At 56.7% G+C, this 15567-nt stretch carries 16 protein-coding genes and 4 pseudogenes; 8 read left to right on the top strand and 12 right to left on the bottom strand.

Features of this window, described 5'->3' with window-relative positions; all coding sequences use genetic code 11:
• Window positions 1–143: 143 nt before the first annotated feature.
• Window positions 144–470, top strand: a pseudogene (locus tag ACZ5A6_RS24645) (DUF3391 domain-containing protein); the annotation flags it as partial.
• A gap of 45 nt (window positions 471–515) precedes the next feature.
• On the top strand, window positions 516–1082 hold the full coding sequence (locus ACZ5A6_RS24650; protein WP_313595622.1) for an HD-GYP domain-containing protein: 567 nt from the start codon (window positions 516–518) through the stop codon (window positions 1080–1082).
• Between the two features lie 116 nt (window positions 1083–1198).
• On the opposite strand, the gene ACZ5A6_RS24655 is transcribed toward ACZ5A6_RS24650, so the two are convergent.
• Complete coding sequence (locus tag ACZ5A6_RS24655; RefSeq protein ID WP_162714285.1) at window positions 1199–2203, bottom strand: helix-turn-helix domain-containing protein; 1005 nt, start codon at window positions 2201–2203, stop codon at window positions 1199–1201.
• A 117-nt stretch (window positions 2204–2320) separates the two neighbouring features.
• Here ACZ5A6_RS24655 and ACZ5A6_RS24660 point away from each other — a divergent pair, with 117 nt between their 5' ends.
• Window positions 2321–3307 (top strand): GlxA family transcriptional regulator, encoded by a 987-nt coding sequence (locus ACZ5A6_RS24660; protein WP_112403272.1) that lies wholly within the window; start codon window positions 2321–2323, stop codon window positions 3305–3307.
• 191 nt (window positions 3308–3498) lie between these two features.
• Window positions 3499–3753 (top strand): annotated as a pseudogene (locus ACZ5A6_RS24665) (IS110 family transposase); the annotation flags it as partial.
• 20 nt (window positions 3754–3773) lie between these two features.
• Here the strand turns inward: ACZ5A6_RS24665 and ACZ5A6_RS24670 are convergent.
• The 5 genes and pseudogenes from ACZ5A6_RS24670 to ACZ5A6_RS24690 all read right to left on the bottom strand — a co-directional run.
• Window positions 3774–3981 (bottom strand): annotated as a pseudogene (locus ACZ5A6_RS24670) (IS110 family transposase); the annotation flags it as partial.
• Window positions 3982–3991: 10 nt separating this feature from the next.
• Window positions 3992–4579 carry a TlpA family protein disulfide reductase gene (locus ACZ5A6_RS24675; RefSeq protein ID WP_162714287.1) on the bottom strand — a complete coding sequence of 196 codons (588 nt, stop codon included), beginning with the start codon at window positions 4577–4579 and terminating at the stop codon, window positions 3992–3994.
• 211 nt (window positions 4580–4790) lie between these two features.
• Window positions 4791–6629 carry a protein-disulfide reductase DsbD gene (dsbD, locus tag ACZ5A6_RS24680; RefSeq protein WP_464111576.1) on the bottom strand — a complete coding sequence of 613 codons (1839 nt, stop codon included), beginning with the start codon at window positions 6627–6629 and terminating at the stop codon, window positions 4791–4793.
• Entirely contained in the window at window positions 6629–7252 is a 624-nt protein-coding gene (locus ACZ5A6_RS24685; RefSeq protein WP_464111600.1) for a DsbA family protein, read from the bottom strand. Before ACZ5A6_RS24685 ends, dsbD begins: the two co-directional genes overlap by 1 nt.
• 208 nt (window positions 7253–7460) lie before the next feature.
• Window positions 7461–7871, bottom strand: a complete 411-nt coding sequence (locus ACZ5A6_RS24690) for a thioredoxin family protein (protein ID WP_112403303.1) — start codon at window positions 7869–7871, stop codon at window positions 7461–7463.
• Between ACZ5A6_RS24690 and ACZ5A6_RS24695 the strand changes: the two genes are divergently transcribed.
• Window positions 7797–8495: a L,D-transpeptidase gene (locus ACZ5A6_RS24695; protein WP_464111577.1), complete on the top strand. Its 699-nt coding sequence runs from the start codon at window positions 7797–7799 to the stop codon at window positions 8493–8495. The genes ACZ5A6_RS24690 and ACZ5A6_RS24695 overlap by 75 nt on opposite strands.
• A gap of 37 nt (window positions 8496–8532) precedes the next feature.
• On the opposite strand, the gene ACZ5A6_RS24700 is transcribed toward ACZ5A6_RS24695, so the two are convergent.
• The 3 genes from ACZ5A6_RS24700 to ACZ5A6_RS24710 are packed head-to-tail and all read right to left on the bottom strand — an operon-like array spanning window position 8533 to window position 10537.
• Complete coding sequence (locus ACZ5A6_RS24700) at window positions 8533–9396, bottom strand: ATP-binding protein (protein ID WP_464111578.1); 864 nt, start codon at window positions 9394–9396, stop codon at window positions 8533–8535.
• 23 nt (window positions 9397–9419) lie between these two features.
• The gene (locus ACZ5A6_RS24705; protein ID WP_464111579.1) at window positions 9420–9854 is read right to left on the bottom strand and encodes a sensor histidine kinase N-terminal domain-containing protein; all 435 of its coding nucleotides are present in this window, start codon (window positions 9852–9854) and stop codon (window positions 9420–9422) included.
• Between the two features lie 20 nt (window positions 9855–9874).
• Window positions 9875–10537, bottom strand: a complete 663-nt coding sequence (locus ACZ5A6_RS24710) for a response regulator (protein WP_112403305.1) — start codon at window positions 10535–10537, stop codon at window positions 9875–9877.
• 10 nt (window positions 10538–10547) lie between these two features.
• On the opposite strand from ACZ5A6_RS24710, the gene ACZ5A6_RS24715 reads away from it, so the two are divergent.
• Window positions 10548–11354 (top strand): L,D-transpeptidase, encoded by an 807-nt coding sequence (locus ACZ5A6_RS24715; protein WP_464111580.1) that lies wholly within the window; start codon window positions 10548–10550, stop codon window positions 11352–11354.
• Window positions 11355–11586: 232 nt separating this feature from the next.
• On the opposite strand, the gene ACZ5A6_RS24720 is transcribed toward ACZ5A6_RS24715, so the two are convergent.
• The 3 genes from ACZ5A6_RS24720 to ACZ5A6_RS24730 all read right to left on the bottom strand — a co-directional run bounded on the left by ACZ5A6_RS24720 (window position 11587) and on the right by ACZ5A6_RS24730 (window position 13357).
• A complete protein-coding gene (locus ACZ5A6_RS24720; protein ID WP_464111601.1) occupies window positions 11587–11769 on the bottom strand; it encodes a carboxymuconolactone decarboxylase family protein in 183 nt (60 codons plus the stop codon).
• A 150-nt stretch (window positions 11770–11919) separates the two neighbouring features.
• The gene (locus ACZ5A6_RS24725; protein WP_162714297.1) at window positions 11920–12693 is read right to left on the bottom strand and encodes an MBL fold metallo-hydrolase; all 774 of its coding nucleotides are present in this window, start codon (window positions 12691–12693) and stop codon (window positions 11920–11922) included.
• A 121-nt stretch (window positions 12694–12814) separates the two neighbouring features.
• Window positions 12815–13357 carry a cysteine hydrolase family protein gene (locus ACZ5A6_RS24730; RefSeq protein WP_112403286.1) on the bottom strand — a complete coding sequence of 181 codons (543 nt, stop codon included), beginning with the start codon at window positions 13355–13357 and terminating at the stop codon, window positions 12815–12817.
• Between the two features lie 104 nt (window positions 13358–13461).
• Here ACZ5A6_RS24730 and ACZ5A6_RS24735 point away from each other — a divergent pair, with 104 nt between their 5' ends.
• Window positions 13462–14430 (top strand): GlxA family transcriptional regulator, encoded by a 969-nt coding sequence (locus ACZ5A6_RS24735; protein WP_112403307.1) that lies wholly within the window; start codon window positions 13462–13464, stop codon window positions 14428–14430.
• A gap of 93 nt (window positions 14431–14523) precedes the next feature.
• Window positions 14524–15301 (top strand): annotated as a pseudogene (locus ACZ5A6_RS24740) (IS5 family transposase).
• Window positions 15302–15567: the final 266 nt, after the last annotated feature.

The raw sequence follows: 15567 nt of genomic DNA on the forward strand, positions 1-15567 counted from the left end.
CAACACGGGGAGGTCGTTACTTGGCTTCCCCGTAATCCTCGCAAGTGCCAATCAAGAGTTACAGCTCATTTGCATGCATTTTTACATATTTCATCGGCTTTTTAATAATTCAGAGCCATCAACGCATTGGAAGTAATTCTATTATGCTCAAGCATATAAAACCTGAGCAAGTCCGATTGGGAATGTTTATTGAACGAATTGACGGCGACTGGAAAGGTCAACGCTTTTGGCGAAGCCGATTTCTTCTTGACTGTCCCAAAGATGTGGAAGCTCTTCGAGCCTGTGGCGCCACCGACATTGTAATCAACGTAGTGTTGGGTGTCGGCGTCGTAACCGTCCCGCCTTTGAAAAATAGAAGCGTATATCGCACTGCGCGCACTGTCCACCTAACGCGAGCTCTACGCACAATCGAACGGTCCAAGCCTCTCATGAAGTCAATCTTTGAAGACGCGAGAATGGGGAACAGTGTGCCTGTCGGGAAAGCCATGTGTGTTGTTGAGGAAATAGCGGCGTGCATGGGTGACAGCGCGCAAGCTTTGGTCGAGCTAAGCCGGCTTAAAACGAGGGACGAACACACATTCTTTCATTCTGTCGCCGTGACCGCGCTGATGATGCATTTGGGCCGTTCGCTCAAGGCTGACGAAAAAGCCGTCCATGTTTTAGGATTAGGTGGGCTGTTGCACGATGTCGGGAAATTAAAATTACCGATGAAGATCCTGAATAAGACCAGTCGGCTTACCGACGTGGAGATGGCACAGGTTCGCCAGCATCCCGCCCACGGCTACGATCTTTTGTCACGCCAAGACGACATGCCGGATGTCGTTCTGGACATTTGTATGAATCATCACGAGCGACTTGACGGCAAGGGTTATCCGAAAGGTTTGTCAGCAGGCCAGATTAGTTTGCCGGTTCGTATCGCGTCAATTTGCGACGTTTATGATGCCCTCACATCAAGGAGACCATACAAAAAAGCTTGGATACCGCGTGATGCTGCCAAATTCATGTCCAAGCAAGAAGGGCAGTTCGATCAAACAATCCTCCGCTCTTTTTTTCGTTGTTTGAACTTTATTGAACCGTGCTAGCGGCTGGCCGCGCGGAACTAGCTGTTCTTGACCCGCATCACGAATGCCAAATTAGCAGTCATTGCCAAAGATAACTTGTTGTAAGGCTACAATGAGCTCGGGATATGATATCGTTCTTAATGCTCTAACTTGAGCCTAGGCGAACGTTCTCGCGAAGATTTACGAATTGTGAGCGGGTTTTTTCCGTACAACTTTCTTATCTGGGCCGCGAAATTGCCAGGGTTGCTAAAGCCCCAGCGCCTCGCAATTTCCTCGATCGTCGTGGCAGTCGGCTCGGTCAAAAGATCGTTATATGCACACTCCAACCGAAGATTGAGCAAGTAGCCCATCGGGCTCTGGCCTGAAAAATTACGAAAACCGAGTTGCAGCGTCCGAATACTTACGCCTGACGCAGCGGCGAGATCCTCCAGGCTGAATTTCTGCGTGGCATTTGCATGCATCCATTCGATGGCGCGCTTAACATAATAAGGCCTTGCCGTTTGGCTGATTCTGTAGCCGCCCGCACGAGGCCAACTTTCAACAAAAATAGCTAAAAAGGCGTCGCGTAACAACTTGGCACCAAGCGACGATCCGCCAGATGATGGTCCACTGCTGCTCACCGAAATTAGGAGTTTGGCCGCGTCCTTCAAGCACCGCAAACTCGATTGGCTGCCACCCACGGTGGAATGCATGACGGAGATGTCTCCAAGCGGATCACCGAATTCACGTGCAATCAGACGTATGCGGCGGGCAGAGGGAATCGCAACACAGATTTGAGATGTGCCTGGCTCGCTGACCATGTTGTGTTGCTTGACATCGCGCAGAAGAAAAGCTTCGCCTGCGCTCGCATCAATAACCGAATTCTCAGTCTTTGAGCGAACACGCCCTTTCTCCACAAAGTGAAGCTCCACTCTAGGATGCTGTGTGGCTTCCAACGCCATTGTAAATCCAGTCGTTGAAGATGACTCCCACACACTTATTGCGTCCACGCGCGCCAGCCGTATCGCCATCTGAAAATAAGAGTCTTCGGTCAGCGCAGAGTAGATAGAAGGCGTTGAGAGAGCTGAGACGGATTTGCCTGCCATCTCAGGGTCATTGCTGGTGAATTCAATGAATTCCACAGGGCATTTGAAATGCGGCATAAGGTACCCGTGTAAGAAAAACATTTGTAATATTATTACTATATGCGAAAACAAATTGCGGAAATGTCATATGATTGACGAAATCTGCCAAAACGACATCCGGTATTGGAGCGGGTCATGGTCGAGACGATTGCGGTGCAGATTTTTGCGTACTCAGGAATGAACCTCCTGGATTTCTCGGGGCCGTTTGAAGTGTTTATGATGGCGAACCACTTAAACAAAGGCAGGACGCATGTTTACGACGTCAGTGTGGTTTCGCGTGATGGACAAGTCAGACTTCCGTCCGGGCTTCTTTTACAAACGTTGCCGTTAGACTTCGCTGCTCCCGCACCACACACCTTGATAGTTCCCGGGGGACCGAACCCTAGGCTCTTTATTGACGACGTCGACCTTAGTTCGTCCCTTTCGGACCAGTGCAATAAAGCAAGAAGACTGGCCGCCGTTTGTACAGGCGCGTTCGCGCTGGCCGCGACTGGCCATCTTCGTGGACGTCGGGCAACAACGCATTGGGAACACTACGTGGAACTGGAACGAAGTTTTCCTGACATTATCGTTGAGCGGGGTCCAATTTTTGTAAACGACGGTAATGTCTGGACATCTGCGGGCATAACCGCAGGTATAGATTTAGCCCTTGCTCTGGTAGAAGAGGATCTGGGTAGGTCGCTTTCACTCGCAGTTGCCCGGCACCTTGTCATGTTCCTTAGTCGTCCCGGCAGTCAGGCACAATTCAGCGCGCCGCTGAATTTGCAGTCCAAAAGCCATCGCTTTTCGGATTTGCATGCCTGGATATCTGAGAATTTGTCTAAAAATTTGTCAGTGCCGGTTTTGGCCAAACGCATGAACATGAGTGAGAGAACTTTCATGCGTCAATATAGGGCGCAAATCCTCCACACACCGAGCAAAGTAGTAGAAACACTTCGTCTCGAGGCATCACGTCATCTTTTGCTTGAAACTCGTTTACCGATCAAAGAAATTGGAAAAGAGTGCGGCTTCAATAGTGAAGAGACGTTCATTCGAAGATTTGCGAAGAAATTTGGTTCAAGCCCAAGGCAATACAGATCCCGTTTCGGGCGAAGCTCTGACAATTTCAGCGATAGCAATTAATGTCTTTCTCAATACGGCATATTTTTTAATAACAAAAGCATGTATCGTTTATGTTATACAAAACATCGCATTGTATTGGCAATGAGTGTTGATTGCCACTGAGAACTGATGGAGTGGATGCCCCCTCCCGACGGCATCGCGATGTGCCAAAGTGATGTTTGCAACAACGTCACTCAGAGGAGAGAGCATCCATGAAGGAAGTTAGCATTGTAGGCCTTGACCTTGCGAAGCGGGTATTCCAGCTCCATGCTGCCAGCGCCGATGGCGGTTTGGTATTTCGTAGGAAGCTATCTCGCGTTCATGTCTTGGGTTTCTTCTCGGAATTGCCGAGGTGTGTCGTTGCGATGGAAGCATGTACGACCGCGCATTACTGGGCTCGTGAGATCGGGAAGCTTGGCCATGAAGTTCGATTGCTACCACCCGCTTATGTGAAGCCTTTCGTGAAATAATGGTCAGGTGAGCCTTATTTGACAAAGGGCTTAACGTTAGCCGGCGGAATCAAGCGAACATCGTGGCCAAGTTTGCCGATCTCACGCGCCCAGTAGTGCGCGGTGACAGGATTCCATCGCGACCGTGCGTTTGGGCAGTTCCGTAAAAAATGTGACGACTTGGCCGAGAGACAGTTTCCTGCGCAAGACGACACCGCCATCGCTTCCGGCGGCATGAACCTGAAAAAATGGATCGCTATTGGATTTTCTGAACTCCTGCCGCTAGCGCCTCTCTTGAAATCTCTCCCATGTGCACCGACTGCAGCGTCCCATCGCTTCCGATGAATAGCGTCGCTGGCAAACCTGGCACTGCGTAGTGCCCTCCAAACTCACGCAATGAATCGAGCGCGACATGATCAAGCTTGAGGTTCTCGGTCTTCAGGTAGCGGTCGATGACCTCGCGCCCTTCGCCCTGATTGACGAAAACGAACGTGGCAGCGTCATTACTCGCCGCTACATCCGCCATCATCGGCATTTCCCGGCGACATGGCGGACACCACGTCGCCCAGAGATTGACGACCACGGGCCGGCCCTTGAAGTCTGTTGGATTGAACGGCTCGCCGGCCAACGTCAAGTAATTGTCTCCGGTCGGGAGAGGTATCGCTGGAACGCCGGCGGTGAGTTGCAGGACGAAGACGGCGGCATAAGCCGCAACTGCACCGGGTAGCGCTGACCAAAGCACGAGACGCCACTGAAGACGGAAACGTAAGAGCGTGAAGACCACCGCTACAGCGGCTCCGAAGGCAGTGTGGAAGCCCCTTGCCAGAGCGCCAGAACACGCCATGGCTCCTCCATAAAGCTCGTGGCATGTGTCACAACGTGACCTGACCGCGCCCCGATGACGAAGGCGACAACCGCTTCCCAGCCCCATGAGGAGAAGCGCGGGTCCACCTTCCGCGAGAGCACTTCACTGAGTAGAAGAAAAGCGCCAATCGCGAGAATGGCGGCGAAGCGATCAGGGGCGAAGACGAGTGGGCCGGGCGACAGCGTTCATCTCACTGTCCCGACTTGGCGATCGAAGCCCGCAGCGTCTCTTTGGTCACGTCGCCGACCAGCCGAGATCCGCTCAGTTCTGCGGCATTCTTATCGAAGAAAACCATCGTGGGCGGGCCAATAACGGCGAGATCGCGCATCAGGGCCTGGCTGGCGGCGTCCAGCGTCGTGAGATCGACCTTGACCCGCTGGAAACCGTCAAGTCCGGCCATGATTTCCGAATTCGGCAGGACGTTGCGTTCAATCGTCCCGCAGGTGACGCACCAATCGGCCGTGAAATAGACAAACGTGGGCCGGCCATTGGCGGCGGCGAGCTTTTCTTCCAGAGCGGGCGTTGAACCCGCTTTGGCAAATGTCAGTTCGGTCGTGGACTGCTGCACCCCGCCGCCTGCGCCAAATTGGGCAAGCGGCCGCAGCGGATCGGTGCCGCCAGACGCCGCTCCGAGGGCAAGGATCACGCCGCCAAGCGAAAGCGCCATGCCGACCGCCTTGCGGAAACGCGGGCCGACCTTCGCATCCGCCGTCAGCCGATCAGCCGCTCCGATGAACACTGCCGCAGCCAACAGCACGATAGACCATAGCGCGAGGGTCGCCTGCGGGAGCAGAAGCCTGGACGCTATCCGCACGGCCGCACCAAGAAAGACGAAACCGAAGATATATTTGACCTGCACCATCCAGGCCCCAGCGCGCGGCAAAGCACGGCTTCCCATCGTGCCAAAAGCGATCAAAGGAAGCCCTTGCCCCAGCCCGAGCGCAAAAAGTGCGGAGGCGCCGAGCACGGCGTCGCCGGTCTGGGCGATGTACAGCAATGCGGCTGCGAGCGGAGCGGTGACGCAGGGTCCGACGATGAGCGCCGAAACAAACCCCAACGCGGCCGCACCGCCGATCGAACCGCGCGCGCCGGCCTGGACACCAGCCATGCGGTTGACCCATGCGGAGGGCAATTTCAGTTCGAACAGACCGAACATCGACATGGCCAGCACAACGAAAAGAATGGCGATGGCGCCAACGGCATAAGGCGATTGCAACACGATTTGCAGATTCAGTCCCGACCAGGCAGCTGCAATACCAAGCGCGCCGAACGCGGCGGCCATAGCCAGCACATAGGCCAAGGACAGCACAAAGCCACGCCGCGCCGTCAGCGCCTCGCCTTCCCGCGCCAGCGTGGCACTCAGGATCGGATACATCGGCAGGACGCAGGGCGTGAAGGCCAGCAGCAGCCCGAAGACGAGAAAGCTAGCGATGACCCAGAGCGCGCCGCCGCTGGCGAGAAGCGAGCCGACTATGCCACTGCCGACAGACTCTTCTGCAAGTTGGAAACTGCCGGCTTTCGTACTGCTTGGGAAGGCTGTCTGCGGCGAGGTAACTCCGAAGCCAACCGCCGCTTCAGAGAGCTGCAGGGACTTTGTGTCCAAAGTCAGCGTGATCGGCGGATAACAGATCGAGTCTTTCTTGCAGCCCTGATAGGTGATGGCAACCTGGTCGGGCGCGTCGGCGCTCAGGCGCGCAACTGCCCGGGAGTAGTAGACTTTAGAGGGACCGAAATTGGGATCGTCGGCCTGCACCACACCGGGGTCGCTCTGAAGCGTGACACCCGCCCCGGTTCCTGCATCCTTCGCTTCCAGATGATCGCGATAGAGATAATATCCTTCTGCAATAGCCCAGTGCAGGGTGATCCGGTTATCCTGACCGCGCTCTACGGAGAAGCGAAAGGCCTCTTCGGCCTGCAACAGATCGGACTGCTGTGCCATGGCGGTGGCGCACCAGACCATAAGAAACAAACTCGCGAGGAGTTGTAAGACTGAAACGTGGCGCATGAGTTCTCTCGGACGGTACAGCATCAATCGGAACGGCCGGCTTTGCGCGCGTCGGAGACGACCTGCCGGAATCCCGGTTCATCGAGCGCGGAAGCAACGAGGAACTGTCCGATCAGAAAGACCGGCGTACCGCGCAACCCCAAGCCCTCCGCCTGGGCGTTGTTTCGCTTGAGCAGGGCGGTGATCTCCGCGCCCTTGTCGTGCGCATCGGCTTCGAGCCTGGCGAAGTCGAGGTCGGCAGCTTGAAGCGCCGCCCGCATTGTCTCCTCGGGTACACGGCTGCCGTCGATGCCCATGAGCGCGCGATAGGCTTGCTCGTAGCGGTCCTGGTACTTCGCCGCGAGGGCGTATTTGGCGCCGTAAACGGAGGTTGGAAAAAGAATCGGCCAGTCCTTGTAGACGTGCCTGATCTTGCCATCCGATTCCAGGACGGCGTCCAGCGGCTCGATCGTACGCTTGCAGAAAGGACAGTTGTAATCGAAGAACGAGACGATTGTCAGGTCACCCTTTGGATTGCCGCCCACCGGCGCCTGCGGATCGATGAGGATCATCTCCGTTGATGATGCGTCATCGGCGGCCTGCGCCCGTGTCGCCACTCCTGCGGCGGTAAGTGCGGCCAGCCCCGATAGCAAGGTTCGCCTGCTGATCGCCAAAGAAGGTCTGTAGCCCTCGGCCACAGGCATCGCATGGTGAGTTGTGATTTCCAGCCGATCGTCCATTGCGGAGCTCCAGATATTTACATTTATTCTTCCAGACCTCTGTGACCTTAAGGCAGGCTTAAGAGTGGGGCCGCCGCTGCAGGCTCGCTCTGTCGCGATCATTGCCGGATCTGGGTTTCATGCCTCCCCATCTGCATCACGCTGCGCGCGCAAATGGCTGCAGACGTCGAATGAGATCGTGTTTGCGAAACGACCCGACGGAACGGGTCCAGGCATATTCCCCGCCAGTTGCCGTATCCACAATAAAGAACGTGGGAGGCCCATCGGCCCGGAGATAGGATAGCAGCTGCCGATTGCCGCCATCCATCGCCGTGACATCCACCTTGAGCAACGCCACATGGTCCAGTAGCCGCTGAACTGCAACATGAGAGAGTATCTCACCTTCGATCCTGTGGCAGACGGCGCACCAGTCCGCTCGTATATCGATCAAGGCATATCCGTAGTTCTTCGCAAGGCGAGCCAATTCGCCGCGATGGTCACCCGACGCACGTTCCTTCTCGGTGCCAGCAGCGCGCTGACATTGACAGGCTGCATGTCCACGCGACAACCGACGACTGCGGTTGCATCAGTTCCTGAGCCCAGTCACCCAGTCACGCCACTGATTTATGCGGCTATTCCTGACGAACAGTTCCCGATCCCCGAGGTGGACGTCTCGCAGGTCGACGAGAGGTGGTGGCGTACCGAGATAGACTATCCAACCGACGAAAAGGTTGGCACTGTGATTGTCGATACGCCCAACCGCTATCTCTATCACGTCAGGCCCAACGCAAGAGCGGGACGGTATGGCGTCGGCGTCGGTCGCGACGGTTTTTTATGGGCTGGCCAAGGACATATTGCATATAAGCGCAAATGGCCTCGGTGGAACCCTCCCAACGAGATGGTCGCCCGTCAGCCTAAGCTCGAGCCCTACAGCATTGCCAGTGGCGGAATGCCCCCCAGTCTCAACAACCCGCTAGGGTCCCGGGCCCTTTATATTCACGAAGGTAACAAGGACACGATCTACCGGATCCATGGTTCGCCTGAATTTCGCAGCATCGGAAAGGCCGTGTCGTCGGGCTGCATCCGGCTGCTCAATCAGGACGTCATTCATCTTGCCGATAATGTGCCTGACGGCAGCAAGATCGTCGTCATTCCGGATCCAGCTAAAGCCGATCGGCTCGTGATCGGATAATCCGACAGAAATGCCCGTATTCCAGCGATGCGCCAGGTTACAAACGATGTGGCTGAGCGATGACGGCGCTCAGCCCGCCCGAAATCCGATTCTCGAGCTTGAGGCGCCAGCCACTTCGACCCAATGCAAGTTCGACAATCGCCAGGCCCAGCCCACTGCCAACGGGGACCTTGTTTCGTCCGCGGAAAAAACGCTCCGTAACCTTGGGAAGCTCGTCATCGGGAATACCTGGACCGTCGTCCTCGATGATGACGAGACCGTCCTCAGCATCGTCGGCCGTACGGCAACGGACCACGCCGCCTGGAGGCGAATGATTGACTGCGTTCTCGATCAGATTGCGTGCCGCCAGCGTGAATGTCTCCGGATCGATGGCAAGTTCGATCCCGTCAAGCTCGGGGGAAATCTCGATCTCTACTTGTCTCGCCGGGTCGGCGAGTTCTGCCGCCAATGATCGAAGGATCTTCCCGGGTTGCACAACCACGGCCGGCGCATCCCGATCACGCGCTTCGACTGCCGACATGTCGAGCAGTTGCCGGACGAGACGCCCGGTACGGTCGACGCCGACCATGATCTGCCGCAGCGCCTGGTCACGACTCGTGTGGTCTTTGCTGGCCAGTGCTACCTGCGCTTGTGTCTTGAGGCCGGCCAGCGGAGTCCTGAGTTCATGTGCGGCGAAGGCGATGAAGTTCCGCTCCCTCTCACGCAGCCCGGCAACGCGGGCAAACAGGCCATTCAACGATTGGAGAACGGGTACGATCTCCCTGGCGATTTCGACGTCTTCGATCGGCCGCAGGTCGGAAGCATGCCTCTGCTCCAGGTTATCCGCGATCTTGTTCAATGGCGCGAGACCCCGTCTCACGCTCAACCAGATCAGGCCGGCAAGAGCAGGCAGGATCAGCATGACGGGAAGGAGAAGCCCACTGATCACATCATTGACGCGGCCGTCGCGTATATGTTGTCGCCGATCAGGACGCGGACGCCGAGTTCATTGTTGGTGACCGCATAGACACGCCAGTGTTCGCCGTCGATCTCGGTCTCTGAAAAGCCGTCAGCATTCTCGGAGAGCTTTTGATCGGGGGCACTCTCGGAGCGTCCAATCAACGCGCCCTGCAATGACCATATCTGGCACGAAAGCTGGTGGTTATAAGAATAGTGGGCCCGCACTGGAACCCCGGCAGCCGGGCTCGGATTCTGATCGACCGAGATATCCTGGCTGGCGATCAGGGAACTGACCATGCGCCCCGCTTCCATGAGGCGTGCATCAAGCACCTTTTCGACTTCGGCGCGCGTGCTGAGGAAAATCCACACCACGGCTGACAGCCAGACCAGGCCAGTGGTCAGAACAAGGATCAGGAACAATCGTTCGCTGATCGAAGGTATTACGATTCCTCCCCGAGACGATAGCCGATCCCCCGAACTGTGTGGATGACGCCCGGCCCCAGTTTGCTGCGCAGATGATGGACATGCACTTCGACAGCATTGCTCTCCACCTCTTCCTGCCAACCATAGAGCTTGCCCTCGATCTGGCTCCTGGAGAGGATTTGTCCCGGATGGGCCATGAGGACATGGAGGATCGAATATTCCCGGCGCGAAAGCCGCACAGCTTCACCGTTTTGTTCCACGGCCTGAGAAGAGGGATCGAGCCGCAAGTACCGCCATTCCAGCACAGCGCGCGACCGACCCGAGCCGCGACGGACAAGGGCGCGCAATCGTGCTGCCACCTCATCAAGATCAAAGGGCTTGCCCAGATAATCGTCAGCGCCTGTGTCCAGCCCTGTGATCCTGTCAGAAACCGCATCCCTTGCCGTCAACAGAAGCACGGGCGTGTCGTCACGGCGATCGCGCAAGGATTTGAGGATATCGAGCCCGGAACCGTCAGGCAGCATCAGATCAAGCACAATTGCATCGAACTCATGATTCTTGAGAACAGCGGTTGCTTCCTCACACGTCTCGACGGCGTCAGAAGTAAAGCCGTTTATTTCCAGGCCGACCCTCAGACCGTCCCGCAGAATGGCATCATCCTCGACAATAAGTATCCGCATATCAGTCCCCTTGTCCTTCCGCCTGTCTTTATCGGACAGGCTTAAGGCAGCCTTAAGGATCGCGCCCCATGGACGACGTGTTTTCGCCAATGATTCTGAGGGCTTCTTTTTGCCGATCCTGTACTTTTCAAAGAACGTTGCGCTCGCGCTGATGTGCACAGTAGCCCTCTCAGCATGCTCTACATCGCGCGCCGAGCACAAGACGACATCGGCTCAATTCGCGCCGCACGCGCGGACGGACCCGGCGATCATAGCCTTTGGACAGGCAGAAAGAGATTCTGCCCACATATATCGCACTATGTCGGATGGTGGCTTCCAGATTCCAGCCGTCAATACGTCAAAAATGAACCCGAGCCATGTTCGGCAGGTCATCGACTATCCGACCGCCGAGAAGCCCGGAACAATCGTCGTGGACCAGACCGCACGCTATCTCTATTTTATCCTGCCCGGACAAAAAGCCATGCGCTACGCCGTCGGGGTCGGACCGGTTGCGCGGGCCTTTTCCGGCGGTGAAGCGGTGATCGCGCGAAAGGCGGCCTGGCCACGATGGACGCCGACGCCCAGCATGATCGAACGCAATCCCAAGCAATATGCGCGCTATGGCAATGGTGTCGATGGCGGACCTCGCAATCCCATGGGCGCGCGTGCGCTCTACATGCACAAGGATGGTGTTGACACCTATTACCGCGTCCACGGCACCAACGATCCGACTTCGATCGGCAAAGCGGTATCCGCTGGCTGCATACGGCTCTTGAACCAGGACATCATCGATCTTCACAGCCGAGTGCAACACGGGGCACGTATCGTGGTGCACTAGGCATTCGCAAACTCGACCGGGCATTATTGGATATCTCGATCACCTCCGCACTATGTCGATATCGCCATAGAAACTGATGCTGAACTGCCCGTCTGACGCCCTCTCTTCTATCTCAATATTTCCCTTCAGAAATGCTCTTCATCGCCTGCCAGCCATGGGTGATACCTCCTCCGGCGCGAAGCCCCGAAGCCACCATAATGGCTTCCACGACCTCCTCTTTAGATGCACCCACCTAGATAGCCCGCTTCGCATGATCGACAATGCAGTATGAACACTGCGTTGTGACCGCGACGCCCACAGCGATCAACTCACGAGTGGCAAGGTCTAGGCTCCCGACATTCTTGTTGAACGATACTTTATCGAAATTGAAAGTTGCGGCCACCATCTCGGGCGCGGCATCCCGCAGATCGGGCATATACTTTAGATTCTCGTCGTGAGTGTGCACCTCAATTATGCTCCTGTTTCTGGTGTTAATGGGAGAGAATAACTGCAAATGTTGAGCGGCACTCGGGGGCGGCCTGGCGTTGGGCACTGCCGTATTCAAGGCGCCCAACGATAAGTCAGTTCAAAGGATAACGGTTTCCCCGTCACCGGGAGTGCGAAGCTTGTCAGCGAAACCGTTTGCACGGGCGAAAGCCCGAAGGTCAGCCCGGCTCACAGTGCAGTGGTTCACCGCTTCCATATGGCTGCCGATCAGGAGGGTTTCAGGGGCGGCCTTGTGGACCGAAAGCACATCCTGCGTTCCCATGATGATGCCGCCCTCAATCCCGGCGGTCATCGCATAGCCGGTGTTCAGGATAGCCACATCGGGACGATGCGTTTTCAGAGCTGTCGCTACCCTTTCGTGCCAGATCGTGTCGCCAGCCAGATAGACGGTCTTAAGTCCGGCTTTCTTGAACACGACACCGCACGCCTCACCGAGAAGACTGCCGATCCTAGCGTAGTGCGCCTCAGTCCCGTGACGACCGTTCGTCTTGATGAGCTGTACACCCTTAAAGCTGGATGTCTCCGATAGCACGCGAACTTCGGAGAACCCCTGTCCCCGGATGATTGAAGCATCCGCGTCGTTCTGGGCAAAAATCGGCAGTGTTTTCGGCAAAACTTTGCGCGCTTCCTCATCCCAATGGTCTTCGTGAAGATGGGTGACGATGACCGCGTCCACGTCGATGATTTCTTCCTTAGTTATAGGAAGATGCACGAGAGGATTGCGTTCCTCGCTGTTCACCGAGCCTTCAAAACCTGGCCAGGAGTGACGATCCGAAAGCATCGGATCGACAAGGAAACGAACGCCGCCATAGACGATATGGAGCGTTGCGTTGCGTATCTGCGTTATTTTCACACTGTCCTGCGGCGTGGCAACCTCTGCGCCGGCCGGGAAGGCGCTGGCGACAAGCGCAGCGCCCGATAGGGCAAAAAGCTCTCTGCGTGTGGTCATGGATAGTCTTCTCCGGAATAGGTCGTTAGTGAGCGAGAAAGGACTCGGTGGAGATTACGGCGCCATAGCCAAAGGAAAGCGCTGCCATCATTGCTGCATGCACCTGCGCTGCTGGAGTCGTGATACCGTTGAAGTTCAGATCAAGCGTTGCGCAGGCATCGTGGATCGTCGTTGTTTTGTACCCGAGATCGTTGGCCGCACGCACCGTCGCATCAACACACATATGGCTCATCGCGCCGACGACCACGACGTCCTGAACGCCGTGTTCCTGGAGCAGATCGCTCAACCCGGTTTCGCGGAAAGAGTTAGGGAAGTGCTTGGTGATGATAGGCTCACCGGTCGCAGGCCGCACGACGTCGTTTATCTCGGCCCCTGCGCTGCCGGGCACGAAGTACGGCGCGTCGGGCATCTCGTGGCGAATGTTGACGACCAGATCACCTTTCGCTCGGGCATGCGCCACAGCGCGGGCGGCATTAGTGGCGGCCGCGTCGATGCCATGGAGCGGGAGGTTGCCCGATGGCCAATATTCATTTTGAAGGTCGACGATCAGAATAGCTCGCTTCGACATCCCGAAAAATCCTTTTTAGAGTTAGTTGTTGCTTGCGCTGAATATCGTTTCAGGTGAGTGTTGGCGCAATTGGCGAAAACGACATAATAAAGGGCGATATCGACATGGCGCATGTGCGGATAGGGATCCTGCTTTACCCAGGCGCGCAGACATCAGCGGTGCTGGGGCTGACCGACCTTTTCAAGGTCGCCTGCCGGTTGGCTGATAATGCCGATCCCGCTACCCCGCGTCTGCTGGTGCGGCATTTGCGGATCGAGGGCGATGAAGAGCCCGTTGCTGTGTTCGACAGCGATACCGATGCAACCGGGGAGGACACAGGCCCTTGCGACGTGCTGATTCTGCCGCCTTCGCTGGAGCCACCAATATCGGCTGAGGCTGCCGCGCCGCTTGCGCGCTGGCTGCGCACATGTCATGGTGAGGGTTCGGTACTGGCTTCCGTTTGCGCCGGGGCGTTCCTTCTGGCAGAAACCGGGCTTCTTGCCGGACGAACGATCACAACCCACTGGGGTTCTGCCGACGCCTTCCGCAACCGCTTCCCTGATGTGGCGCTCGATACCGATCGGCTGATTGTCGACGGCGGCGATATCATCTCGGTGGGCGGGCTCATGGCATGGACCGATCTCGGCTTGAAGCTGGTGGAGCGCTTTCTCGGTCCTGTGGCGATGGTGCAGACCGCGCGCATGTTGCTGGTCGATCCGCCGGGGCGTGAGCAACGCTTTTACAGCGGGTTCGCCCCACGGCTGAGCCATAGGGACGCAGCCATCGTCAAGGCACAGCATTTTCTTCAGGCGAATGGGGGCAAGGAGGCTCGGCTTGCCATCCTGGCCGAACAGGCAGGGCTGGAACAACGCACGTTCCTGCGTCGCTTCCAGAAAGCCACGGGCATGACCGCGACCGATTACGCTCAACGCCTTAGGGTCGCCAAGGCCCAAGAGCTATTGCAGTTCGGCCATTCTCCAGTCGGACGCATCGCCTGGGAGGTCGGCTATACCGATCCCAGCGCGTTTAGCAAAATCTTCGTTCGCATTGTTGGTTTGACGCCCGGAGAATATCGCCAACGTTTTCAAGCCTGACCATGCCTGAGGACCTCGACGTTTGCCCTAAGCTGCGTCCCCATAACGGGTTCACGTTGATGGCGTTGTGTGATTCAATTTCCTGGAAAGGAGATTGTCATGCGCCGTCACGAACTGACCGACGAGGAATGGGCGGTTATCGCGCCTTCGCTGCCGACCAACAGCCGTGGAGTTGAGCGCGTGGATGACCGCCGGGTGATCAATGGTATCCTATGGCGCTTTCGGACTGGCTCGTCCTGGCATGATGTACCCGAGCGCTATGGTCCGCGCGGACGCTTTACAATCGCTTCTCGCGCTGGCGCAAGGCAGGCGTCTGGGATCGCCTTCTTGGCGCTGTTTCAAGGCATTATGCTGGAGAGATCGTCATGATCGATCCTTCCTGCGTCCGCGTTCACCAGCATGGTGCCAACGCAAAAAAGGGGGATCTACCGATCCTTGCATGGGACGTTCGCGTGGCGGCCTGACGACAAAGATTCACGCGCTCGTCGATGCTGATGGTTTGCCTGTTCGACTGGAATTGACCGCCGGTCAGGCCGCCGATGCTCCGATGGCCGAAAAGCTGCTGAGTGACATTCAGTCTGGAACGACAGTGCTTGCAGACAAAGCCTATGACACCGACGCGATCCGTAACTTCACCAAGCAACGCAAATGCTGGGCAAACATTCCCGCCAAGGCCAACCGCAAACAGACCTTTAGCTTCAATCGCTGCGTCTATCGCCAGCGAAATCTCATAGACCGTTTCTTCAACCGCATCAAACAGATGCGTGGTCTGGCAACACGATACGACAGACGCGCAGATAATTACCTTGCCGGGCTCAAACTTGCCGCGACGAGGATCTGGATCGCTTCAGCTAATGAGTCCGCGTCCTAGCAGGCGCTGCATACCCCCCGAGGAGGTGGTCCGATCCGTTGGTGTTGCGAAACGTAAGCCTCCGGTGAAGGCCGCAAGTCTGACTGCTCGAGCATCGCGGGTCGGTGGCGTCCAATTTCACGGAAGCATCTGATCGAGGTGAGCCTTTGGTGAAGGTCATTCGTCCGCACTCCAGTCCTGTGACACAAAAGAGGCGCAGCTCTCTGCGGCGCCCTTATCGAAAATGGGGATAAGCAGTTATTTCGACTGGAGGGTTCGCAGGATAA

The sequence above is a fragment of the Agrobacterium sp. 6Ca8 genome (assembly GCF_055382765.1).